The sequence below is a fragment of the Roseibium polysiphoniae genome, assembly GCF_014842925.1.
GTDB classification, from domain to species: domain Bacteria; phylum Pseudomonadota; class Alphaproteobacteria; order Rhizobiales; family Stappiaceae; genus Roseibium; species Roseibium polysiphoniae.
On sequence record NZ_JACYXJ010000007.1, the window covers coordinates 478,790 to 501,166 of the forward strand.

Annotated in this window: 19 protein-coding genes; 8 read left to right on the top strand and 11 right to left on the bottom strand. The window is 58.3% G+C overall.

Going from position 1 to position 22,377, the window contains the following annotated elements; genetic code table 11:
- Nucleotides 1-52 precede the first annotated feature (52 nt).
- Nucleotides 53-1,117 (top strand): hypothetical protein, encoded by a 1,065-nt coding sequence (locus IG617_RS20530; RefSeq protein WP_192111068.1) that lies wholly within the window; start codon nt 53-55, stop codon nt 1,115-1,117.
- A gap of 7 nt (nt 1,118-1,124) precedes the next feature.
- Here the strand turns inward: IG617_RS20530 and IG617_RS20535 are convergent, their stop codons facing one another.
- Nucleotides 1,125-1,610, bottom strand: a complete 486-nt coding sequence (locus tag IG617_RS20535) for a hypothetical protein (protein ID WP_209008637.1) — start codon at nt 1,608-1,610, stop codon at nt 1,125-1,127.
- A 244-nt stretch (nt 1,611-1,854) separates the two neighbouring features.
- On the opposite strand from IG617_RS20535, the gene IG617_RS20540 reads away from it, so the two are divergent.
- Both IG617_RS20540 and IG617_RS20545 read left to right on the top strand, forming a co-directional pair.
- Nucleotides 1,855-2,364, top strand: coding sequence for an MmcB family DNA repair protein (locus IG617_RS20540; protein ID WP_192111069.1), 510 nt, complete (start codon nt 1,855-1,857; stop codon nt 2,362-2,364).
- Between the two features lie 61 nt (nt 2,365-2,425).
- Nucleotides 2,426-2,557, top strand: a complete 132-nt coding sequence (locus IG617_RS20545) for a DUF2256 domain-containing protein (RefSeq protein WP_209008664.1) — start codon at nt 2,426-2,428, stop codon at nt 2,555-2,557.
- Here IG617_RS20545 and IG617_RS20550 read toward each other — a convergent pair.
- The 8 genes from IG617_RS20550 to xylF form a co-directional block, all read right to left on the bottom strand.
- Nucleotides 2,554-3,930, bottom strand: coding sequence for an alpha,alpha-trehalose-phosphate synthase (UDP-forming) (locus IG617_RS20550; protein WP_192111071.1), 1,377 nt, complete (start codon nt 3,928-3,930; stop codon nt 2,554-2,556). The genes IG617_RS20545 and IG617_RS20550 overlap by 4 nt on opposite strands.
- A gap of 64 nt (nt 3,931-3,994) precedes the next feature.
- Nucleotides 3,995-5,803: a glycoside hydrolase family 15 protein gene (locus IG617_RS20555; RefSeq protein WP_192111072.1), complete on the bottom strand. Its 1,809-nt coding sequence runs from the start codon at nt 5,801-5,803 to the stop codon at nt 3,995-3,997.
- A 3-nt stretch (nt 5,804-5,806) separates the two neighbouring features.
- Nucleotides 5,807-6,544, bottom strand: a complete 738-nt coding sequence (gene otsB / locus IG617_RS20560) for a trehalose-phosphatase (RefSeq protein WP_192111073.1) — start codon at nt 6,542-6,544, stop codon at nt 5,807-5,809.
- A 124-nt stretch (nt 6,545-6,668) separates the two neighbouring features.
- A complete protein-coding gene (xylA, locus tag IG617_RS20565; RefSeq protein ID WP_192111074.1) occupies nt 6,669-7,979 on the bottom strand; it encodes a xylose isomerase in 1,311 nt (436 codons plus the stop codon).
- Between the two features lie 11 nt (nt 7,980-7,990).
- Nucleotides 7,991-9,442 (bottom strand): xylulokinase, encoded by a 1,452-nt coding sequence (gene xylB / locus IG617_RS20570; protein WP_192111075.1) that lies wholly within the window; start codon nt 9,440-9,442, stop codon nt 7,991-7,993.
- Between the two features lie 141 nt (nt 9,443-9,583).
- Nucleotides 9,584-10,372: an ATP-binding cassette domain-containing protein gene (locus IG617_RS20575; RefSeq protein ID WP_209008638.1), complete on the bottom strand. Its 789-nt coding sequence runs from the start codon at nt 10,370-10,372 to the stop codon at nt 9,584-9,586.
- 4 nt (nt 10,373-10,376) lie between these two features.
- Nucleotides 10,377-11,672, bottom strand: a complete 1,296-nt coding sequence (locus IG617_RS20580) for a sugar ABC transporter permease (RefSeq protein WP_192111076.1) — start codon at nt 11,670-11,672, stop codon at nt 10,377-10,379.
- 148 nt (nt 11,673-11,820) lie between these two features.
- Entirely contained in the window at nt 11,821-12,852 is a 1,032-nt protein-coding gene (gene xylF / locus IG617_RS20585; protein ID WP_192111077.1) for a D-xylose ABC transporter substrate-binding protein, read from the bottom strand.
- A gap of 257 nt (nt 12,853-13,109) precedes the next feature.
- On the opposite strand from xylF, the gene IG617_RS20590 reads away from it, so the two are divergent.
- The 4 genes from IG617_RS20590 (at nt 13,110) to IG617_RS20605 (ending at nt 17,887) form a co-directional block, all read left to right on the top strand.
- Entirely contained in the window at nt 13,110-14,375 is a 1,266-nt protein-coding gene (locus tag IG617_RS20590; RefSeq protein ID WP_192111078.1) for an ROK family transcriptional regulator, read from the top strand.
- Nucleotides 14,372-15,829, top strand: a complete 1,458-nt coding sequence (locus IG617_RS20595; protein WP_254170639.1) for a di-heme oxidoredictase family protein — start codon at nt 14,372-14,374, stop codon at nt 15,827-15,829. The genes IG617_RS20590 and IG617_RS20595 overlap by 4 nt, the downstream gene beginning before the upstream one ends.
- Nucleotides 15,826-17,484, top strand: coding sequence for a CRTAC1 family protein (locus tag IG617_RS20600; RefSeq protein ID WP_192111079.1), 1,659 nt, complete (start codon nt 15,826-15,828; stop codon nt 17,482-17,484). Before IG617_RS20595 ends, IG617_RS20600 begins: the two co-directional genes overlap by 4 nt.
- Nucleotides 17,485-17,602: 118 nt before the next feature.
- A complete protein-coding gene (locus IG617_RS20605) occupies nt 17,603-17,887 on the top strand; it encodes a hypothetical protein (protein WP_192111080.1) in 285 nt (94 codons plus the stop codon).
- A gap of 41 nt (nt 17,888-17,928) precedes the next feature.
- Here the strand turns inward: IG617_RS20605 and IG617_RS20610 are convergent, their stop codons facing one another.
- On the bottom strand, nt 17,929-20,190 hold the full coding sequence (locus IG617_RS20610; RefSeq protein ID WP_192111081.1) for a putative bifunctional diguanylate cyclase/phosphodiesterase: 2,262 nt from the start codon (nt 20,188-20,190) through the stop codon (nt 17,929-17,931).
- Nucleotides 20,191-20,365: 175 nt separating this feature from the next.
- Nucleotides 20,366-21,361 carry an ABC transporter substrate-binding protein gene (locus tag IG617_RS20615; RefSeq protein WP_192111082.1) on the bottom strand — a complete coding sequence of 332 codons (996 nt, stop codon included), beginning with the start codon at nt 21,359-21,361 and terminating at the stop codon, nt 20,366-20,368.
- A gap of 443 nt (nt 21,362-21,804) precedes the next feature.
- On the opposite strand from IG617_RS20615, the gene IG617_RS20620 reads away from it, so the two are divergent.
- Nucleotides 21,805-22,359, top strand: coding sequence for a carboxymuconolactone decarboxylase family protein (locus tag IG617_RS20620; protein ID WP_192111083.1), 555 nt, complete (start codon nt 21,805-21,807; stop codon nt 22,357-22,359).
- Nucleotides 22,360-22,377: the final 18 nt, after the last annotated feature.

The following is a 22,377-nucleotide window of genomic DNA, read 5'->3' on the forward strand; positions in this document are numbered from 1 at the left end:
CACAACGTGACACGCTGTTGAGTTTGACGGATCTTGCCTGCACTGTCTGCAGATGGACCATCCAACATCTGCTTCACGTCATGGGCGGCTCGACAGCCTTCTGAAGCATGGCGAGAGCAAGCTTCTCGTCATTGTGTTTTCCCAGGTGCGCGTGCCCGCCGGGAAATTCGGACTGGAGCGGCTCTTTGCCAAAACGCGTCACAACTGCCTGTTTCTGAATGACACCGGTAGCGACTGGTATCTCGGGCTTGAGCACGCCATCGATGCGGCCCTCTCAGCTGCGATGGGAGAAGTCAGTCCGGAGCGGATGATCTACTATGGTTCATCCATGGGCGGATATGGGGCGCTACTGACGGGTTTGAGACGTCAAGACGGCGATACTCACGCTTTTGGGCCGGAGCTCCGCCTTGGCCGGTCCGGCTATCAAAGCACCGCATATGAAATTGATGCGAACGATCAACGACTTGTTGATTTCAAAAGCCTCGCAGAAACGTATTCCCATGAGCTGAATTTGTACTTTGGCTGTTTCGATGCCGTGGATGCAGCTGGTGCAATTGCTGCGAACGAGCTGTTGCCAAAGGCGCGCCGCCACCTGCTGCGTTCAACCCACGCAAACCACGACCATCTCTATTCGCTCAACATCATCCGGCGCCTCATCCGCACCTTCGAACGTGACCCAGCTCGCGAGCTTGCATCCAAACAGTTGAATTGTGACATCACCGCGAACGACCTTCGCGCTTTTGGAGATCTTGGCGAAGCATTGGCATCGGATGCCGTGGTCGATCCAGCGGACATCACCGAACTTGAGGCGTTTCAGGCCAATCCAGGCCTTATGCGCCTCGCTGCAGAGACCTACGCTAGGGCCGGCGACCTAGATAAAGCGCTCGAAACGATGGAAAAGGCTGAGGCCCTGGTCGAGAGCGACCCGGTTCTTCAAGGTCTGCCAAAGCGATGGCGCAAGCAGCTGCCGCTTCAGCGGGTGAACTGGTTTTTCAAAGCCGGGCAGACTGAAATGGCGCGGCAGCTTCTCACTGAGACACTCGAGCGCTTTCCTGCCGACGAGGCCATGCTGACGCTTGCAAAGCAACTTAGTCTTGGCAGCACGGCAAGCAAATAACCGAGCGCTACTGACTTACCGATTGAGTGACGGGAACAATACCACGGCAGAAACGGAAATATTCCGGCGGCCTTTCGCCATCCTGAACCATTAGGCCCTGCGATCCGCGACGGCGAACAGTCAAAAGACCCAATGCATCACCGCCGGCGACAAGATCACAGTTCATCGCCGCGCGCTGCGCCTCCAGCGCGCCCTGCTCTGCTCCGTAGACAGTACAGATCCTGTCGGGGGTTTCCATCAGCCCTCTGAAGATGGCAACCGTAGAACCCGGCTGGCTGCGATCAATGGAGCGGAGATCCGAACAAGCTTCCTGATCGGTCGTCCAGATCCCTTGTGCGAAATCAGCGAAGCGCAGATCCAGCACTTTTCGCTCCAACAGCGGAAACCGCCGCTGCACAGAAACAACGCGGTCTCCTTTGCCAGCAAAAGCCTGGCCGGCAAGTTCAGAACTGAACGCCAACGCCAGAACACCAGCTGCCAAAACCCATTTCACGCCAAACTTCTCCCGCGCTGCTGCTGATCCCAATTGTCGCTAACCTATGGCCGGAAGGCCTGTCATCGCAACACTAATGCTTTGCCGGTATCGTCAAATCTGGATTTCCCTTGAACGCCAAGCATGCACCGGAAGGGCTTTAAACGACCATTTCCTTATGAAGACACTCGCATTTGAACCTATCTCATTAAAACTTGGACGCAAAATTCTTGAAAAACGCGAACATATATAGAACTAATCAAGAATGAGCCGCAAGACTACACCTTCGGGCCAGCGTGTGACGCTTGACGACCCGTTAACGGATGGCCGCCAGTCAGAGACCGCTCTCAAGATCTGGCGTGGCACCGCACGCATGCTCAGGGCGCTGAATTTTGCCTGTCTTCCCGAGATAACCCTTGCGTCCGGTCGCCGCGCGGACCTGATTGCCCTTGGGCCGAAACACGAACTCTGGATCATCGAGGTCAAATCATCTGTCGCTGACTTTCGCGCCGACACCAAATGGCCCGACTACCGGGAACACTGCGACCGGCTGTTCTTTGCAACCCACACGGATATGCCCAATGAGATATTCCCAGAGGATGCCGGGCTGATCATCTCTGACGGGTATGGCGCTGAAGTCCTGCGCGATGCGCCGGAACACAAGGTTGCAGCAGCCACCCGCAAGGCCGTCATGCTTCGATTTGCCAGACTGGCGGCGCACCGTCTTCACGATCTTTCCGACCCGGACGGACAGCACCTGTTCCGCGGTCTGTAAAATCCGGTTGCTTCCTCTTCGCGTAGATCAGCTGGAGCGGAGGAAGCCGACCACGATGAAAATGCGCAAGAAAGCCGACTTGCCCCAGAAGATTTGCCGGACATGCGGCCGACCCTTCTCCTGGCGCCGAAAGTGGAACCGCGACTGGGACACAGTCCTTTATTGCTCCCAGCGCTGCCGGAAAATGGCCTAGGCCTTCATAGAAGCCACATCATTCATGATCGATCTGGACCAGGCAATGGCGTCTTCCTCGCAAAGGCGGTCGAACATGATCTGCCAGCGATCCCGCCGCTCCTCCAGAGGCATCGTGATAGCAGACTGAAGACCCGCTGCCACCTCTTCGGCGGAATGCGGATTGACGATCACGGCTTCCTTCATGCCTTCTGCCGCGCCGGCAAATCGGGACAGAACCAACACACCAGGATCCTCTGCCCGTTGCGCCGCGATGTATTCCTTTGCGACCAGATTCATACCGTCGCGCAAAGGGGTCACAAGGCCAACGCGGCTGGCCCGGTAAATACCCGCAAGCGCCCGGCGTGGGAAAGACTTGGTCAGAAAACGGATCGGCGTCCAGTCGAGGTCAGCAAACCGGCCATTGACATGGCCCGTCATCTCGTCGAGCTCCCTGCGAATATCAATATAGGCATCAAGCTCGGCACGTGATGGCGGAGCCACCTGCATGAGCGACACGCGGCCCCGGTTTTCCGGATAATCCTCCAGCAATCGTTCGAAGGCTCGAAAGCGTTCCGGCAGGCCTTTTGAATAGTCGATGCGGTCAACGCCAATGATTTGTTGGCGGCCGCCCATCAACTTTTCGAGGCGCGACATATTCCGGCGCGCTTCCGGGGTCATTCCGAACTTCGAGAATGCCTCTGCGTCGATCCCGATGGGGTAGGCACGGACGATGACTTCTCGCCCGCCGGTGGAAATACGGCCATCGCCCAAATCGGTCGCATCCAGCTCCTCGATCACGAAACGGCGGAAATTGTCAGCATCCCGCCGGGTCTGGAAACCCACAAGATCATAGGCGAGCATGGCACGGACGATGGAGCCGGCGTTCGGAAGGGCTGCAAGGATTTCAGGTGCGGGAAACGGAATATGCAGGAAGAACGCGAGCGGATTGTTCACCTCCATCGCGCGCAGATTCGCGGCAAACGTCAGGAAGTGATAGTCGTGCACCCAGACGACATCGTCGTCCTGCAACAAGGGCCGGAGGCGGGTCGCAAACCGGTCATTAACGTGCCGATATCCCTGCTCGAAGCGCCGATCGAAGACCGCGAGATCGAGCCGGTAGTGCAAAATCGGCCACAGCGTGCGATTGGCATAGCCAGCATAAAACTCGTCGTAGTCGGCCTGCGTCAGGTCCATCTGGACCATCTGAACCTTGCGCGTCTTCTGGGTCTTGAGTTGCCCGAAAGAACCCTCTTCGGAGATCTCTCCGGACCAGCCGAACCATAGGCCTCCGGTCTGGGTCAATGCGTCGACCAGGGCCACTGCCAGCCCGCCAGCCCGTCCCGTATCCTTCAGTGGTCCCACTCGATTCGATACGACGACAAGCCGTCCCATTTGATGCTCTCCCATTTGTGTTTTTGAAGTCTCGAAGCTTCATTTTACGGCCCGCAGTCGAACCTTAGATGACTTTCTCCCATCCAGCGCTGAGGCGAACAGCCCCGTTGATGATGCCAACCATGGAATAGGTTTGGGGGAAGTTGCCCCAAAGCTCGCCGGTCGACGGCGTGGTGTCTTCCGACAGCAAGCCGACGTGATTGCGGCAAGACAGCATGGTCTCGTAGATTTCGCGCGCCTCTTCTTTCCGGCCGATCCGCGCAAGGGCGTCGATGTACCAGAAGGTGCAGATGTTAAACGCGTTTTCAGGCGCTCCAAAGTCATCGGCTGCGTGATAGCGGAACAGATGATTGCCGCGCCGGAGGGTCTCGCCGATCTTGTCGACCGTCGCGATAAAGCGTGGATCGTTCGGTGGCAAGAAGCCGACCTCCGCCATGAGGAGCAGGCTCGCATCCAGATCGTTGCCTTCGAAGCTTTCGACAAAGGCGCCTTTCTGCTCGTTCCAGCCTCTCTGGCAGATGACCGAATGGACCTGTTCGGCCCGCTCACGCCAAAAGGCCGTACGATCCGACAGGCCGAATTGATTGGCGATCTTGGCAAGGCGATCACAGGCAGCCCAGCACATCAGCGATGAGGATGTGTGAACCCTTGCCCGGGTCCGCAGCTCCCAGATGCCGGCATCAGGCTGATCATGCATGGCAAAGGCGCGTTCGCCAATCTGCTCGAGACGGCGGAAGTCATCCAGCCCCGGCTGATGCAGAAGCCGCTTGTCAAAATAGGCCTGGGACGCACCAAGAACGATCTGACCGTAAACATCGTGCTGGAAATGCTCATAGGCCTGATTGCCGACCCGAACCGGACCATTGCCTCGATACCCCGGCAGGTCGACCGTGGTCTCGACAAGCTTTTCTTCCATGCCGATGCCAAACAACGGCTGTACGTGCCCGCCCTGGGTAATCGCCGCGATGTTGTTGAGATATCGCAGATAGTTCTCCATCGTCTCCATTTCGGAGAGGGAGTTGAGCGCGCGCACCACGAAGAACGCGTCCCGGATCCAGCAATAGCGATAGTCCCAGTTGCGCTGGGTGCCAGCCGCTTCAGGGATTGATGTTGTGGCCGCTGCGATAATCGCACCGGTTTCCTCATAGGTGCAGAGCTTGAGCGTGATCGCTGCCCGGATCACTGCTTCCTGATATTCCAGAGGCAAGCCGAGCCGGCGCGTCCAGTGTTTCCAGTAAGTCTCTGTGTTTTCCTCAAAGTCCCGGCAAATCCGGTCCGGATGATCCGTCAGCGACTCGTCCGGTCCAAGGTAGAAGGACATGGGTCCGTCCAGTAGGAACGGGGTCTCGTCGCGGATGTAAGTGACGGATCCATTCGTCGTCATGCGCAGGGTTGTTCCATTGCCCACCCAGCGAATGTGATTGGAGCCGAACGTCACATCCGGAACGCGTTGACCCCAGGCAAAGCGTGGACGACAGCGAACCTTGATGCGCGGATGGCCAGACAGCGGGCGTACGCGCCGGACAATCCCGTTGGGCCGGAACATGCGGCCCTTCGTCGTGAACCGTGGTGCAAAGTCGGTAATCTCGATGGCGTTGCCCTGACCATCGAAGATCCGCGTCTTCACGATCGCCGTGTTCGGCACATATTCCTGTTCACTGCGCACGGCGCCGTTCAGGTCGATGTTGAACGCGCCATCGCCCTCGTTGCCCCGTGTTCCCAGAAGGGAATGAAAAACCGGGTCGCCATCAAACCGGGGCAGGCAGCACCAGACGAGCGAGCCCATCTTGTCTATCAACCCGGCAAAAGAGCAGTTGCCGATCATCGCCAGGTCCAGCGACGGGGACAGTTCAACAGGTGGCGTCCAAACCATGCTTCAGGTCTCCGATACAGTCGTCCTACCGGCCAGCCAGTCATGCACGGCGGCCACATCCTTCAAGCGGTGCAATGCGCCGGTGTTGCCGGCGCCCACCTTGATTCCAAAACCGCCAGCATCCTGAGCTGCGGCTATTCCGTCCTCATCGGTCACATCATCGCCGATAAAGACCGGACGCCGCCCTTTAAAGGGCGGCTGTTCGAGGAAAGCGCGAACCGCATAGCCCTTGTCGCTGGAAAACGGCTTGGCCTCGACCACCATCTTGCCATGGACAAGATGAAGTGCCGGCAGGCCCTTCAAAGCCTCTTTCATCAGGGCGACAACTTCAGCCTCCAGCTCAGGCGCGGCGCGGTAATGCATTGCGATGGCCGGGCCCTTGTCTTCAAGCGTTGCTCCTCGCTTCAAAAGATCGGCGTTTTTCAGCAGGCCTTTCAACGCACGAATGTCAGGGCTTGGCTCATCGCGCAGGACATCCCGGTCGGCAGCCATGCGGTGCTCAAGGCCATGAAGACCCGCAGCCGGCAAGTGAAGCGGCGCGAGGAAATCATCAATTTGCGCTATTGGACGGCCAGAAATGACCGCAACAGCTCCTTCGAGTCTGGTCTGAAGTTGCTGCAGGGAAGACACGACTTCGCCGGCGACCTGAACTTCTTCAGGGCGCGGAGCCAACTCGGTTAGCGTTCCGTCGAAATCGAGAAAAAGAGCCATGTCCGGCTCAAGCTGCGGCGCATCGTTCATGCCACATTCTTAGGTCTTGCCGAGGATGGATGAAAGACGACGCAGCGAAATTAATGGCCAGCAAGGGCACAAAATAACAGCAGAGTGTTTGCCGCGCGCCAGGATCGGCGCGCGGCGGCCTGTTTTAGACGTAGCGGTTGACCACGTTTTCCAGATATTCCTGACGTCCGGAGACCGGCTGCGGGTTGATTTCCTCCTTGAGGACGCGCTGCTCGATATCCTCGAGTGAGGATGTCGTCAGCATCGCCTTGGCCTCCTCGCTCTGCCAGCCAGCATAACGATCCTTGACGAAATCCGTCAGGACGCCATCCTCAAGCATGCGCCCGGCGGCCTTGAGACCACGAGCGCAGCAGTCCATTCCACCAATGTGGGCAATGAGAAGGTCCTGAGGATCCAGGGACTGGCGCCGCAGCTTGGCGTCGAAATTCGTTCCGCCAGAGATGAAGCCACCGCCCTTCAGGATCTCGTAATAGGCGAGCGCCATTTCCGGAACATTGTTGGGGAACTGATCCGTATCCCAACCGGATTGATAGTCGTTCCGGTTCATGTCGATGGACCCGAAGATTCCAAGAGCATTTGCCATCGCCAGCTCATGCTCGAAGGAATGGCCTGCCAGGATCGCGTGTCCCTGCTCGATATTGACCTTCACTTCGTTCTCGAGACCATGGCGCCTCAAAAATCCGTAGACCGTTGCGACATCATAATCGTACTGGTGCTTGGTCGGCTCCTGAGGCTTCGGCTCGATCAGGATCGCGCCCTTGAAACCGATCTTGTGCTTGTAATCGACCACCATGTTCAGCATGCGGCCGAGCTGCTGATCTTCCTGCTTCAGATCAGTGTTCAAAAGGGTCTCATAGCCTTCACGACCACCCCAAAGAACATAGTTCTCGCCGCCCAGCTTGAGGGTGGCATCCATGCAGGTTTTCACCGTCGCTGCGGAGAAGGCGAAGACATCGGGATCAGGATTGGTCGCAGCGCCCGACATGAAGCGGCTGTTCGAGAATAGATTCGCCGTGCCCCAGAGAAGCTTCAGGCCGGTCGCAGCCTGCTTTTCTTCAAAGTAGTCGACGATTTCGTTCAAGTTACGGGTGTTTTCGGCAAAACTCGCGCCTTCCGGACGGACATCCGCGTCATGAAAACAGTAGTAGGGAACGCCAAGCGCGGTGAACATTTCGAAGGCGACGTCCGCCTTCAGCTTGGCAAGCTCCATGCTGTCTGCCGGGAACCATGGGCGTTCGAAGGTCTGACCTCCGAACGGATCCCCGCCGGGCCAGGCGAAATTGTGCCAATAGCAAACCGCAAAACGCATGTGATCTTCCATGCGTTTTCCCATGAAGACCTCATCCGGGTCGTAGAAGCGAAAAGCCAGCGGATTGGTGCTGTCGGGCCCTTCAAACGGGATTTTGGTGATGTCGCCGAAAAATCCGGTGGTCATGAGCGTTCTCCTTAAAATCCGGCCTGCTTGAGGGCCGGGTACAATTTGCGCCAGCGGGAATAGGCTTCCGAATAGGCGCTTGTCAGTTCAGGGCGGGGCTCGATGCTGGTCCGCATCGGCGGAGGTGTGAAAATGCCCTCGGTGGTGCCTGCTGCGGCTGCCTGACCCAGGCGTGCGGCTCCCAAAGAGGCGCCGAAATCTCCATCGGCGGGGACATCCACCACCACATCAAGAAGGCTTGCGATGATCTCGAGCCAGGCTTTGGAGCGCGAGCCACCACCGACCGCGGTTACCCGTTCAACCGATGTCCCCGCCACGGCGAGGGCCTCCATGCAGTCCTTCAACGCGAATGCGACGCCGTCGAGGACCGCGTGGGTCAGTTCGCGGTTGTCGGTTTCGTGCGAGATGCCGTAGAAACCCGCGCGGATCGAAACATCGTTGTGCGGGGTGCGTTCGCCGCCCAAATACGGGAGGAACTGAACGTCTGAGGGACGCGAGATAACACCCACTCCTTCCGTCAGATCTGACGGCTTCGCACCCAAAGTCCCTGCCAGCCAGTTAAGGCTGTCGGTCGCCGAAAGGATCACACCCATCTGATGCCAGGTATCAGGCACGGCATGGCAGAACGCATGGACCGCACTTTCAACATTGGGCGAAAAGCGATCGTTGGTCACAAACAGCACCCCGGACGTGCCCAGCGATACAAAGGCAGATCCAGGGGTCGTCGCGCCGACGCCGCAAGCCGATGCCGCATTGTCACCGCCGCCACCGGCGACAACTGGCGCAGACGCCATGCCCCACCGCCTGCAGAGTTCCGGGCGAAGCTGACCGGAACTCTCGGCGCCCTCGACCAGTCTGGGCATGTGATCGCGTGTCAGTCCGGTTGCCGCCAGCAGGTCATCGGACCAATCGCGACGGGCCACATCGAGCCAGAGCGTCCCGGCGCTGTCAGACATGTCGCCAACGTGCTCGCCTGTCAGCTTGAGACGGACATAATCCTTCGGCAAGAGCACCTTGGCGGTCTTGTCGAAGATCTCCGGTTCATTTTCGCGAACCCACTGAAGCTTGGGAGCAGTGAAACCGGGCATGACGCGGTTTCCGCCAAGAGACAGGAACTTGGGTTCAGCCGCTTCAAGCTCGGCACATTGCTTGGCAGAGCGACCGTCGTTCCACAGAATGCAGGGGCGAAGCGGCTTGTCGCCCGCGCCCAGAAGGGTCGCACCGTGCATGTGCCCGGACAGGCCAATGCCCTTTACAGCGGCCATTTCACCAGCAGCTGTCCGGGCAAGCTCATCCATCGCCGTTTCGCAGGCCGTCCACCAGCTGTCCGGATCCTGTTCAGACCATGACGGATGTGGCCGCTGCACAGTCAGATCTGACGTCGCCGATGCGACCAGCTTCTGGTTTTCATCGAGCAAGATGGCCTTGACCGAACTTGTCCCGATGTCGAGACCGATAAACATGAGGTACGCCCCTCAAATAGATTCGAAAGAAAGTGCCGAAAGGTTGCCCTATCGGCACTTGCGGTTCTTCAGCCACTCTCAGGAACAAGTCAAGAGAGGGTGAAAACGACCGCCCGGAAAGCCAGGCGGTCATGATTTTCGCTATCCGAGTACGGTGTCGTCGTTCAGGGCGCCGGGACCAGGCGTCGCGCCCTCCGGACATTTGCCCAGAATGATCATGCCAAGCACATCATCATCGGTCACATCCGTTGTCTTGGCGCTGCCAACGAGCTGGCCGTTTTTCATCACCGCCACACGATCACACAGCTGGAAGACATCGTGGATGTCATGACTGATGAGGAAGATGCCCAGACCCTGCTTTTTCAGCTCCTGGATCAGCTCCGCAACCATCTGGGTTTCATGGACGCCCAGCGCTGCGGTCGGCTCATCCATGATCAGAATGCGCGCGTTGAAATAGACGGCACGTGCAATCGCGACAGACTGGCGTTGACCACCCGAAAGGGCTTTCACAGGCGCGTTGAACTTTTTGAAGTTCGGGTTGAGCTTGCCCATGATCTTGCGGGTTTCCGCTTCCATGGCATCGTCATCGACAAAGCCCATCGCCGAGGTCAGTTCCCGGCCAAGGAAGAGGTTGGAGGCCGCATCCAGATTATCTGCCAGAGCGAGTGTCTGATAGATGGTCTCGATGTTCTCGGCACGCGCATCACGCGGGCTGTTGATGGTCACCGGCTTGCCGTCAATCAGGATCTCGCCGCTGTCGGCCTTGTAGGCTCCCGACAGGATCTTGATCAAAGTGGACTTGCCGGCGCCATTGTGGCCCAGAAGGCCGACGACTTCACCTGGGTAAAGATCGACGGACACATGGTCGACAGCGTGCACTCCACCGAAGGAGATGCAGATGTCTTTCATTTCGACCAGGGGAGTTGTCATTGGATCAGTCTCCCGTGCGCTTGCGGTAGAGGATGTCGACGAAGACGGCAAAGACAAGAACGATACCGACGACAATGTTCTGAAGCGGTGCGTCCACACCGACCATGGCCATGCCTGACTGCAGCGACTGCATGATCAAGGCTCCGAGGATCGCGCCGTAAATCGTTCCAACGCCGCCAGACAAAGCGGTTCCGCCAATCACCGCAGCTGCGATAACACGCAGTTCATCAAGTGTGCCGATGTCATTGGTCGAGAAGCCAAGACGGGCGGCAGCGACCGCACCAGCCAGGGCACAGAGACCACCCATCAGTGCGAAGACCTTGACCGTCAGGAAGCGTGTGTTGATGCCCGAGAGCTCAGCCGCGTCCGGATTGCCTCCGGTTGCGAAGATATAACGGCCGAGGCGGGTCCGCTGTGCAACGATGGTCATGGCCACGGCCACGGCAATCAGAAGCAGAACCGAATAGGGAATGCCGTATCCCATGGTCAGGCCTTCGGGCATCGTTTCGCCGGCAGCTGCAAAAATCCGCTTCAACCGCGCAGCCGGAATGTCATAGGCATTCAGCGTTGCGACAAAACCGAGGATCGACGCAGCGATCAGACCGGAAATCGTGAGCTCTGCCCAGAGCGGCTTGATGGGAAAGCCATGGGAGCTCTTGCGCTTGCGCGACATGAACTGCAAGGCAAAGGCTGCGGCCACCGCAAGGACGCCGAAGATCCAGGACCAGGTCTCGCCCAACGTGCCGCCGATGCCACCGATTTTCGTGAACGTCTCGTCGAGCGGACCAATCGTCTGCCCGTCCGTGATGAACCAGGCAGCGTTCCGCCAAACCAGCAGGCCGCCAAGCGTCACGATGAATGCCGGGATGCCCAGATAGCCGACCATCCAGCCCTGGAACGCGCCGATGATCACACCAACCACCATGCCGGCGACGATCGACAGGATCCAGAGCATCGGGTGCCCCAGCTCAAGGCCCAGCGCATTCGGCAGAAAATCTGTCTGTGCCACCGCCATGACCGCGGCAACCGTCGCCAGAAGCGAGCCGACCGAGAGATCGATATGGCGGGTCACGATGATAAAGACCATGCCGGTTGCCATGATGGCGACAGAGACGGTCTGGATCGTCAGGTTGAAGACGTTGCGAGGCGTCAGAAACCGACCGTCTGTGAACACGTTGAAGACAAGACACAGCACAACGAATGCGCCGATCATGCCCAAAAGGCGCGTGTCCAGCTGCAAGGCGGAAAAGAAATTGCGAGCTGTCGGGGCTTTTGACCCAGACAGGGCGTCATCGGACATCGGGAAACTCCTGCTTGGAGACCAGTCGCACGCGCAACAATCCGGATGTTATCGCCGGATAACCGTCCTGTCCAAGCAATCAGCTATCAGGACCCGCGCATGTGACTGCCCCGGCCAGATGGCCGGAGCAGTTTTAGTGTGCTGACTATCAGTTACAAGGAGCCGGACCGTTGGATACGCCCTGGCAGAGCGCGTCCTTGGTGATCCAGCCAGCATCGACAACAGCTGTCAGGTTGTCCTTGGTGATCGGCATCGGCGCGAGGAAACGAGCCGTCATCTCGGTGCCGGACGGAGACGTCCAGGTACCTGCGCCATCGACAGCAGACATTTCGGTTCCGCCGGAAAGCGCAGCAGCGATTGCACCGGCAGCCTTGCCGAGTTCACGAGCGTCTTTCCAGACGGAGACAGTCTGAGTGCCCTTGGCAACACGGTTCAGAGCAGCGTGGTCGCCGTCCTGACCGGAAACCGGAATGCCTTCCATGCCCTGAGCGGTCAGGGCTGCAACAGCACCACCGGCTGTACCGTCGTTGGACGCAACAACAGCATCAACCTTGTTGTCCTGGGCTGTCAGGATCTGTTCCATGTTGCGCTGAGCGTTCGCCGGCAGCCAGCCATCTGTGTAGGCTTCAGCAACGATCTTGACCTTGCCACCGTCGATGGCGGCCTGGAGAACTTCCTGCTGACCACCGCGGAGGAAATCCGCATTCGGGTCGGTCGGGGAGCCCTTGATCATGACGTAGTTGCCTTCAGGCGCAGCTGCGAGAACAGCGCGAGCCTGCATGCGGCCAACTTCGACGTTGTCGAAGGTCAGGTAGAAGGCGCGCGGGTCTTCGATGAGACGGTCGTAAGCAACAACCGGGATGCCTTCATCGGCAGCAGCCTGAACAGCTGGGCCAATCGCCTGTGCGTCCTGCGCAAGGATGATCAGTGCAGTTGCGCCCTGCGCGATCAGCGCTTCAACGTCAGAAAGCTGCTTGGCAGAAGAGCTCTGCGCGTCAGCAGAAATGTAGGTTGCACCGGCAGCTTCGAGAGCGCCCTTAATGGCGGCTTCATCCGTCTTCCAGCGTTCTTCCTGGAAGTTGGACCAGCTTACGCCAACAACAACGTCATCTGCATGGGCAAGGTTTACGGCTGTGGCGGACATAAGGGCGCCAGCCAGTACGGAAGCGATTTTACGCATATGTGTTTCCTCCTGCAGACGTTTACCCACCTCCGGGGTCACGTCTCGTATTTTCATCCCAAGGGGCTGTTTGCCCCCACGTCGACATCCTTAGCATTATTTTTTTTGATGTCCGAAAAAAAGTTGCTCCAAAGCGTGGCTCCTGTCAACATGGTTTTACAAAACTGTCACCTGCGTCCATAAATCGGCAGGGATCAAACAAAACACTCCGGAAAACCGGAAGACGAGGAAACACCTTTGAGGAAGCTGCGAGAAGGATGACGAGGAAAGCGGATAGGGACCAGATACGGCGTCAAAATCGAAGCATCATTTTGCAGACCTTGCGCCGAAACGGTCCCCTCGCCCGAATAGATCTTGGCAAATTTACAAAGCTCAGTCCGGCAACCGTCACGGCGATTACGTCGGATTTGCTCGCACAAGGTCTGATTGAAGGGCTCGAAAGCGACGAACCAAAGGCCCCCTTGTCTCGAGGGCGGCCCCGGTCATTGTTGCGCCTGAATCCGGACGCCGCCTGCGTGATCGGTTTGCGGATTTCAGTGAACACGATCGACATGTCGCTGGCCAATTTCGCCGGCGAGACCTTTCTGACGAAACGCATATCGTTCGACAGCGCCGCCGCCGACCGTCACAATTTTCCGGACCTCCTGATCGAAGCCATCAAATCCTTCACAAAGGAAGCAGGCCTCGACCAAAACCAGATCAAGGAGATCGGGGTCGCGGCCCAGGGCGTCGTCGAGCTGAACGCGGGAATGGTCGTCTGGAGCCCCGCCTTCAAAGGCCGGGAAATCCCGATCGTTGATCCCCTTCAGTGCGCCTTTGACGCCCACTGCATCCTTTCAAACGACACAAACATGATCACAGAAGCGCTGCACTGGTCCGACCCGGCCAAATACAGCGGCACCTTCGCGGTCGTGATGGTGGATTACGGGGTTGGGATGGGCCTTTACCTCGACAATCAGCTGTTTGCAGGGGCAAGCGGCAAAGCCGCAGAATTCGGACATGCCAACCACATTCCTGGCGGCGCACTGTGCCGGTGTGGCAAGCGTGGCTGCATGGAAGCCTATCTTTCCGACTATGCCCTGGTTCGCTCTGCCTCGCATCTTCCCGACGATACCGACCCCAAAGACATATCTGCCGGGGCCGGAGCGCTCGAAGCTCTGATCGAAAAGGCGAAAATCGGCGACGAGAACGCGCTGCAGGCCTTTGCAGATGCCGGCAAGGTGCTCGGCTACGGACTTGCCAGGCTGCTCGCCATGATCGACCCGAAGCGGATCGTTCTGACCGGGGCTGGCATGCGTGCTTTCGACTATATGGAGGCGGGAATGCATGCCGGACTGGAAGAAGCGCTCGTCACAGACCTGAGGCAGAACTTTTCCATCGACGTGATGCCATGGAACGAAGACTTCATCCGCAGGGGACTGATCGCCCAGGCGATGGAAAGGCTGGACCAGGATTACAACGGTACCGGCACTCCGCGAGCGGTCGTTCAGCGTCAAGGCGGTGAGACTGAGGCGCTGGCATGATCAGCTCCAGCCGGTTTTCAGTGATGATCCCCGCGTTGGCGGGATCGTTGCTGATCGCGCAGCTCTTCGCCATGTCAGCCCGTGCCGATGAGGCGGTGTCGGACGCCACACCTCCTTGGAGCGAGCAGGTTCTCGGTGAGCCAATCGACTATGACATGTTTGCAGGAGAGCCGGAGCGTTCGCTGGAGCTTCTGATCGAGCATGGTGAGAGGCTGTTTGAAGGCAAATTCACCGCAGCCGATGGCGCAGGACGTCCGGAGGCCACTCAAGCCATCGTTCCAACGAAACGCCGCAGACCCTCGGCCTATGTTTTCCAGAGAATGGCGGGCCTCGATGCCAATTCCTGCGCCTCTTGTCACAACGTTCCTGTCTCGGGCGGGGCGGGCGATTTTACGGCCAATGTCTTTGTGTCCGAAGGCTTTGAAAGCGCCGATTTCGACACGATAGATCCGCAATTTTCTAACGAACGCGGCACCAACGCCCTTCAGGGCTCCGGGCTCATCGAGATGCTCGCCCGCGAAATGACGCGTGATCTCCGCGCCCAGCGCCGTGAGGCCTTGGCCAAGGCGCGCCACTCAGGCGAAACCGTCACGGTTACCCTTGCGACCAAGGGTGTTTCCTTCGGAAAGTTGAGCGCAAAGGCCGATGGAACGCTTGACGTGTCCGGCCTGGACGGGATTGATGCAGATCTCACACTTCGTCCCTTCGGGCAAAAGGGTGTTTTCGCGTCCCTACGCCAGTTCACAGTGAACGCTCTCAACCATCACCATGGCATTCAGGCCAGCGAGCGCTTTGGCGCACGGTGGACGGGCACGAATGACTTTGACGGCGATGACATGCCTGACGAAGTGGGTGCCGGTGAAGTCTCCGCTCTTGTCGCCTGGCAGGCAAGCTTGCCTGCCCCGACGCGAAAGAGCGACCTTCCGGAGGTCTGGCAATCGGCAGCCGCCGCCGGTGAAACGCTCTTTGCCGATCTTGGCTGCGCAGCGTGCCACATCCCGGCCCTGCCGCTCGAAAGTCTGATCTTTCAGGACCCTGGGCCCTATGACAACGCAGGGACCCTGCGGCCGACCGATGTGGATCTTCCGATAGAATTGGACTTCTCGCAGTTCGCCTGGGTTCAGGCTCTGCCCAAGGATGCCAAAGGGCGAACACTTGTGCCGCTTTTCGGAGACCTGAAACGCCACCGGATTGCGGACGCGGCCCGCGACACCTTGGGCAACGAACTCCTCAGCCAGCGTTTTGTCGCAAGAGACGTCTTCCTGACCGCCGAACTTTGGGGCGTTGGAAGCACCGCGCCCTATGGACATCGAGGCGACCTTACAAGCCTGCATGAAATCATCGAGGCGCATGGCGGCGAAGCAACCGACGCCCGGAAAGCCTATTCGGCGCTCGATGAAGCGGAACGGCAGAACATGATTGCGTTTTTGCGCAGCCTGGAGATCGCGCAATGACCGCTCTTTTCAAGCATCTGCCCTGCATCGTTGCGGCGATTGCGACCAGCGCATTTTCCGCTCTTGCCCAGGACGCAGAGCGAAAGCCATCGCTGGCTCCGGTGCCGAACTTTGTCGAAGAAGCGGCGGCTGCCGGCCTAGATCACACTTATGACGGTCCCTGGGAGTACTTCGTCGGCGGCGGTGTTGCGATTTTCGATTGCAACGGAGACCGGCGACCGGACCTGTTTGTGGCTGGCGGCAAGGGCCGCGCGAGCCTGTTTCAAAACAACAGCGCGACCGGTGGCGTATTGTCCTTCGAGAAGACGGAAACCGGCCTCGGCGAACGGCAGGATAGCAAGGTTCTCGGAGCCTACCCGCTCGATTTTGACAATGACGGCATCATGGACCTTGCGGTGCTCCGCCTGGGCGAGAACATGTTGCTCAGGGGTCTTGGCGAATGCCGGTTTGAAAGCGCCAACCGCGCACTTGGCTTCGACGGCGGGCGCGAGTGGACCACCGCCTTCTCCGCGATCTGGGAAAGGGACGCGGAGTTTCCGAGCCTCGCTTTCGGCAACTATGTTGACCGGTCTGCGCCCGGCGCGCCCTGGGGAGCTTGCCACGACAACTACCTGTTCCGCCCGCAAGGCGGCAACAGCCTCGACTATTCAAACCCAGAGCGCCTGAGCCCCGGCTATTGCAGCTTGTCGATCCTCTTTACCGACTGGAACCGGTCGGGGGAACATGCCTTGCGCGTCTCGAACGACCGGCATTATTACCGCGGCGGAGAGGAGCAGCTATGGGCCGTTCCTCCTGGGCGACCCGCACGCCTTTACCGGAGAGCCGACGGCTGGCGTCACCTCAAGATATGGGGCATGGGCATTGCCTCCATCGATCTCAATGTGGACGGCTATCCTGAATTCGCCCTGACCAGCATGGGCGACACGAAGCTTCAAATGCTCGATGACGAAGCTGACGAAACGGTTCCGGTCTATCGCGACATTGCCTTCGACAAGGGCCTCACAGCCCACAGGCCATACACTGGCACCGACCTGCGTCCGTCGACGGGCTGGCACTCGGAATTTCAGGACGTCAACAACGACACGCTCTGGGATCTGTTCATAGCCAAGGGAAATGTCGAGGCCATGCCGGACTTCGCGGCCTACGACCCTGACAATCTGCTTCTGGGCCAGTGGGACGGCCAGTTCTCGGAAGTCGGGGATCATGCAGGCATTGCCTTGGACCGGCGTGGACGCGGCGCAGGGCTGGCCGATTTCAATATGGACGGCCTTCTGGATCTCGTGGTCGTCAACCGCTCGGCGCCTGTCAGCCTATTTCGTAATGTCGGAGCGGGCACATCGGAGACCCCGCGCCCACTCGGCAACTGGCTGAGTGTCGAGGTCAGGCAGCCCGGAAAACCCAACCGTATGGCTGTCGGCGCGAAGGTCAGCGTCAAGATTGGCAACAAGACAATTGTCCGCGATGTGCAGGTTGGAGCGGGACATGCGTCCGGACAGGCTGGCTTCCTGCATTTCGGCCTCGGCGTATCTGAGCGGGCGCAAGTGCGTATCCGCTGGCCCGACGGCGACTGGAGTCATGGCTACCGCGTCTTTGCCAACACCCATGTGCTGATCGATCGAGGCGCGGAAAACGCAGGACTCTGGCTTCCCGAATAACGTTTGCGGCGTGCAGCTGCTGGCAAAACAACCCTTTCATTGCTGACCCAATCCCGGCATGATATTGTTTGTTAACCAAGTTCACGCTATCCAGATGTGGATTGGAGATCGGGTCGCCATGCTTTTGTTTCTTATATTAGCTGCAACGCTTTATGGCGTGATTGCCTTGTTTTTCCTGATCTTTTCCACAGCCGAACTGATCGATCGCGGGAACAGCAGCAATCTTCGTTTGCTGTCCGCCGTCGTCACTTCTGCAGTGTGGCCGGTGACACTGATCGTCATGACAGCGGTCGTCTTCGGGGCTCAATGTGCCGCCAGGCTTAACTTTTCCACAGAGCCCCACAAAATGCGGCACGTGCCGGCCCAGGAGCCAAACGTGATTGCCATGCGCCGCGCCGACTAAGAGATCGACGCCTGCCAAAGCTCTCTCAATTTGCTGAAGAATTAAGCGATCAACCGTGATCGTCTTGTCGCATCATCGAGCGGTGCAGGACGGCCAAACAGGTAACCCTGCAAATAATCGCAGTTTGCCTTCCTAAGAAAGTCGCGCTGCTTTTCGGTTTCAACACCTTCCGCCACCACTTGCATGCCAAGCACATTGGCCAGACCGATCATGGTGTGGATGATCTGGCCCGCATCCGGGTCCGTCTCTATCCGTGACACGAAGCTGCGGTCGATCTTCATCTTTTGAAACCGATACTCATGGAGATAGCTGAGGCTCGAGAAGCCGGTGCCGAAGTCATCAATCGCCACAGCGATGCCGAGTTCGTTGAGGTCCGCAAAGACACCCCGAATTGTTTCTGAGCGCTCCATCATGACCGACTCCGTGATCTCCATAACCAGCCGCTCAGGCGGCAGGTCATATTCCGCCAACAGTTTCGAGACGTTGCCGACGAAGTTCTCTTCGACCAGCTGCGTCGCACAGACGTTCACGGTGACGCCGGCCGTTTGCCACAGGGAAGCATCCGCGATCGCGCGCCTCATGACCCAGTCACCAATGCGGTTGATGGTCCCGTCTTCCTGGGCCAGGGGGAGAAACACATCAGGGCCGAGCAACCCTCTTTGGGGATGCTGCCACCGGATCAGTGCCTCAGAGAAGGTCACCTCTTCGGTCTTTGCATCGACGAGCGGCTGATAGAAGAGAACAAACTCATCCTCCTCCAGTGCTGTCTTGAGCTCATCGCGCATCCGCTGATGTTCGCGCAGCGCATCATCCATGACGCGGTCAAACACCTTGTACCGGCCGCGCCCCTCGGACTTGCACCTTTGCAACGCCACATCTGCCGCTCTAATGAGCGCTGAAAGATCGTCGCCATGGTGAGGATAGAGCGCGACACCAAGGCTGCAGGAGGCCTGAAGGTGGTGGCCGTCCACGTCGAGTTGCCGGTTTGTTGCCTGGCTCAGCGCGCTAACATCCGCCACTAGCTCCTCTGGCGAAGCCCGATCGGTCAAAAGCAGCAGGAATTCGTCACCTCCGATCCGTCCGATTACGTCTGACGGACGGGTTCGCTCTTGAAGGAACGCAACGATCATCGTCAACAACCGGTCACCGACGACATGGCCATGGGCATCATTGGTCTGCTTGAGATAATCGACGTCCATATAGACAACCGCCGCGTAACCACCGGCTTCCGCCTGAGACGACAGAACGGCGCCGGCGTCCTCATAAAACAGGTCTCGTCTCGCCAAGCCGGTGAGAGCGTCATGCTTCGCGGCATGAATGGCTTCCTGCTCGCGCCTGGCCAGTTGGCGCGCTGCTTGAAAATTCTGCCAAAGGATCCAGAGGGTAATCGCCAGGATTGCAATCAAAGCCGCGCTCAGGATCGGCGCAGACGCCAGAATGATCCTGGAGGCCTGCGCCATCGGACGCCAGGCGAGGTAGGCGAGGACGTGATTGTCCGCGTTCTGGATCGGAATGCCGATCATGTCTGCGGGGATCGTTTCTTCGACCTCGAGATTCCCCAGAGAAAGAGCGGCGAGTATCTCCTGCAGATGGACCTCATGCAGGGGATAGACAGACAGGAGCACGAAAGGCCGGTCCCGGACCATGGTAATGCCGCCGGGGTCCGGTGCAATTGCATAGGCAGCCACCAGCGCAATTTGCCCGTCGAGATCGACATGCACGACGCCGGAGATATCCTTGAGCGAACCGGCAAAGACAATCTCTCCGGATTGGTCTGTTTCAAGGCCCAGGAGATAGGACTGGGCGATTTGTTCAACCAGCGTTTTGACTTCTCCCGTCACGATTTTATCTTCCACGGCAAGCGCGGAGCGGGAATCGCTGCTGTTGGTAAAAACCGGCTTTTTCTGGCGGTCGAGCAGTACGATCAGGTCGTGGCTGAAGTCGGCAGCCATGTCCCCACCGAAACGACTTTCGACCCAGGCCGTTGAATAGTTCGTGTCGATGTTGACGTAGGCTGCATTGGAGACCGCATAGCGCTCGATCTCCTGGAGAAGGCCTTTCTTGTGATTTTCAAAGACCCGGCTGACAGAACTGATCTCGCGCTTTTCCGCTTCTCTTTCGAAAATCACGACGGCAGACAAGACAAACAGGAACGCAGCCACAATTGCGGAAAACATGCCCAAGATGAGCAAGGCAAAAGTCAGATGCTTTCGGCCGGAAAAAATCCTCCTGCCGTTGCGTTCGCCATTCTCTGCCCGGAACATACTTCCCGGTTGGATGGCCTCATCTGACTGAAAAGCCATTGCTTTCCGACTCACTCTATTTCGTTATTGTCGACGCTAAGCTGCAACTTTTAATATTCCGTCTCCACGAACTCTTCGGTACGGTACGTCGCAGAGCTCTGCGGCGGCAAGCGCTTTCCAAAGAAAAAGGGCGCCCTTGCGAGCGCCCTCAATGCTTTTCATTCTCTGAAACTTATCAGAGACCGTCGGTCACGACCGTTGTGATTGCGCCTTCCGGCTCCTTGGTGATCACCGGATCGGAACCACCGGAAAGGAGTGACTTGACCGTCCGCTCGTAGGCAGCCATGTCGAGCTTGCCGTCTGAACCGTCAACCAGCTTGTTGATTTCACCGACCATGCGGACCTGATGCTTTTCGGTCTGTGCGCCTGTTGCATCATTTTCCAGGACGATTTCTGCAGCTTCCTCAGGGTTCTCGGCAGCGTAGGCCCAGCCCTTCATGGAAGCGCGGACAAAGCGGGTGTACTTGTCGACCATTGCTGCGTCATCCAGCGTGGATTCAAGCACGTAAAGGCCATCTTCGAGCGTTGCGACGCCCTGGTCTTCATATTTGAACACGATCAGCTCTTCAGCTGGAAGACCTGCGTCGATGACCTGCCAGTACTCGTTGTAGGTCATGGTGGAGACGCAGTCGGCCTGCTTCTGCAGCAGCGGGTCAACGTTGAAGCCCTGCTTGAGGACCGTTACGCCGTCCGCGCCACCTTCAGTCGGCAAGCCCAGCTGGCTCATCCAGGACAGGAACGGATATTCGTTGCCGAAGAACCATACTCCGAGGGTCTTGCCCTTGAAGTCGTCCGGCGACGTAATGCCGGTGTCCTTGCGGCAGGTCAGCATCATGCCCGACTTCTTGAAAGGCTGTGCAATGTTGACCAGCGGCACACCCTTTTCGCGTGACGCGAGCGCGGAGGGCATCCAGTCGATGATCACATCCGCGCCGCCACCAGCAATGACCTGTGGCGGAGCAATGTCCGGGCCGCCCGGCTTGATGGTTACATCGAGGTCTTCTTCCTCGTAAAAGCCCTTGTCCTTTGCAACGTAGTAGCCAGCAAACTGGCCCTGGGTCACCCATTTCAGCTGCAATGTGAGTTCATCGGCAGCCTCGGCGGCACCGGTTGCCAGACATGCCGCGAATACCGACGATGCTGCCAGTGCCTTCAATGCTTTAAACGCCATTCCCCTACTCCTCTGGTCGGCTGCCTCTGGGCAGCCTTAGTGATCTCGGACCCATGGCCCTGACCTTTCGGTCCGCGCCCGGCCCGACGCCTTGCAACAAGGACCGTCGGACACGGCGCCCAGGCTGGTCGGGTGAAGCCGGAACGTGCAGTTTAACGCCTTCTTCACGGCAAATCGCTCACCTGACCAATTGGTCAAGAAATCGTAGGGAACTGGCGCGGGAATGGTCAAGGTGATTTTTTAGCCAAATCCTTAATTTCTGAATTTGATACGCAACATAGACGGGGTGCATGCGCACCAAAGGCTCATCTACCCCTCGTAGAACCGGATTCCTCGCTCACATTTGAGTGATCACTCAAATTAATACTTGAGCAATCACTCAAAGCACCAATATCTGGCAGGTGTCCAACAGGGGCACGACATCGAACGATCGAGGACAACCTATGACCGATTTTACCCTGCACGATGAAAGCACTGCGCCCGAAGACAGCAAGCCGCTGCTTGCGAAATCGCAAGCCGCCTATGGCATGATCCCCGGCCTTCATGCCGTTATGGCCGAAGCTCCAGGCCTTCTGGAGGCCTATCAGCAGGTCCACGAACTGTTCGCCAATTCAAGCTTCAACAACGATGAGCTGACGGTTGTCTGGCAAACGGTGAATGTTGAAAACGAATGCCACTATTGCGTTCCCGCCCACACCGGCATTGCCAAGAGCATGGGTGTCGATGACGCCATCACCAACGCTCTGCGCGACCAGACGCCGCTTCCGAATGCACGATTGGAAGCTCTTCGTGAGTTCACCCTGAAACTGGTTCGTGATCGCGGCAACGTCGATGATAAAGCGGTACAAGCCTTCCTGGATGCGGGCTTCACGAAGCGCAATATCCTTGAGGTCGTCCTGGGCTACTCACAGAAGATCATGTCCAACTACACCAATCACCTGGCGCAAACGCCGATCGACAAGCCGTTCCAGAAATTCGAATGGGATGCTGCTGCCTGAGGAGATGGACTGGCCCGG

Coding starts and splice junctions, on each gene's coding strand:
- IG617_RS20530 (WP_192111068.1), top strand. CDS start 53: ATGGACCATCCAACATCTGCTTCACGTCATGGGCGGCTCGACAGCCTT.
- IG617_RS20540 (WP_192111069.1), top strand. CDS start 1,855: ATGAGCCGCAAGACTACACCTTCGGGCCAGCGTGTGACGCTTGACGAC.
- IG617_RS20545 (WP_209008664.1), top strand. CDS start 2,426: ATGCGCAAGAAAGCCGACTTGCCCCAGAAGATTTGCCGGACATGCGGC.
- IG617_RS20550 (WP_192111071.1), bottom strand. CDS start 3,930: ATGGGACGGCTTGTCGTCGTATCGAATCGAGTGGGACCACTGAAGGAT.
- IG617_RS20555 (WP_192111072.1), bottom strand. CDS start 5,803: ATGGTTTGGACGCCACCTGTTGAACTGTCCCCGTCGCTGGACCTGGCG.
- otsB (WP_192111073.1), bottom strand. CDS start 6,544: ATGAACGATGCGCCGCAGCTTGAGCCGGACATGGCTCTTTTTCTCGAT.
- xylA (WP_192111074.1), bottom strand. CDS start 7,979: ATGACCACCGGATTTTTCGGCGACATCACCAAAATCCCGTTTGAAGGG.
- xylB (WP_192111075.1), bottom strand. CDS start 9,442: ATGTTTATCGGTCTCGACATCGGGACAAGTTCGGTCAAGGCCATCTTG.
- IG617_RS20575 (WP_209008638.1), bottom strand. CDS start 10,372: ATGACAACTCCCCTGGTCGAAATGAAAGACATCTGCATCTCCTTCGGT.
- IG617_RS20580 (WP_192111076.1), bottom strand. CDS start 11,672: ATGTCCGATGACGCCCTGTCTGGGTCAAAAGCCCCGACAGCTCGCAAT.
- xylF (WP_192111077.1), bottom strand. CDS start 12,852: ATGCGTAAAATCGCTTCCGTACTGGCTGGCGCCCTTATGTCCGCCACA.
- IG617_RS20590 (WP_192111078.1), top strand. CDS start 13,110: ATGACGAGGAAAGCGGATAGGGACCAGATACGGCGTCAAAATCGAAGC.
- IG617_RS20595 (WP_254170639.1), top strand. CDS start 14,372: ATGATCAGCTCCAGCCGGTTTTCAGTGATGATCCCCGCGTTGGCGGGA.
- IG617_RS20600 (WP_192111079.1), top strand. CDS start 15,826: ATGACCGCTCTTTTCAAGCATCTGCCCTGCATCGTTGCGGCGATTGCG.
- IG617_RS20605 (WP_192111080.1), top strand. CDS start 17,603: ATGCTTTTGTTTCTTATATTAGCTGCAACGCTTTATGGCGTGATTGCC.
- IG617_RS20610 (WP_192111081.1), bottom strand. CDS start 20,190: ATGGCTTTTCAGTCAGATGAGGCCATCCAACCGGGAAGTATGTTCCGG.
- IG617_RS20615 (WP_192111082.1), bottom strand. CDS start 21,361: ATGGCGTTTAAAGCATTGAAGGCACTGGCAGCATCGTCGGTATTCGCG.
- IG617_RS20620 (WP_192111083.1), top strand. CDS start 21,805: ATGACCGATTTTACCCTGCACGATGAAAGCACTGCGCCCGAAGACAGC.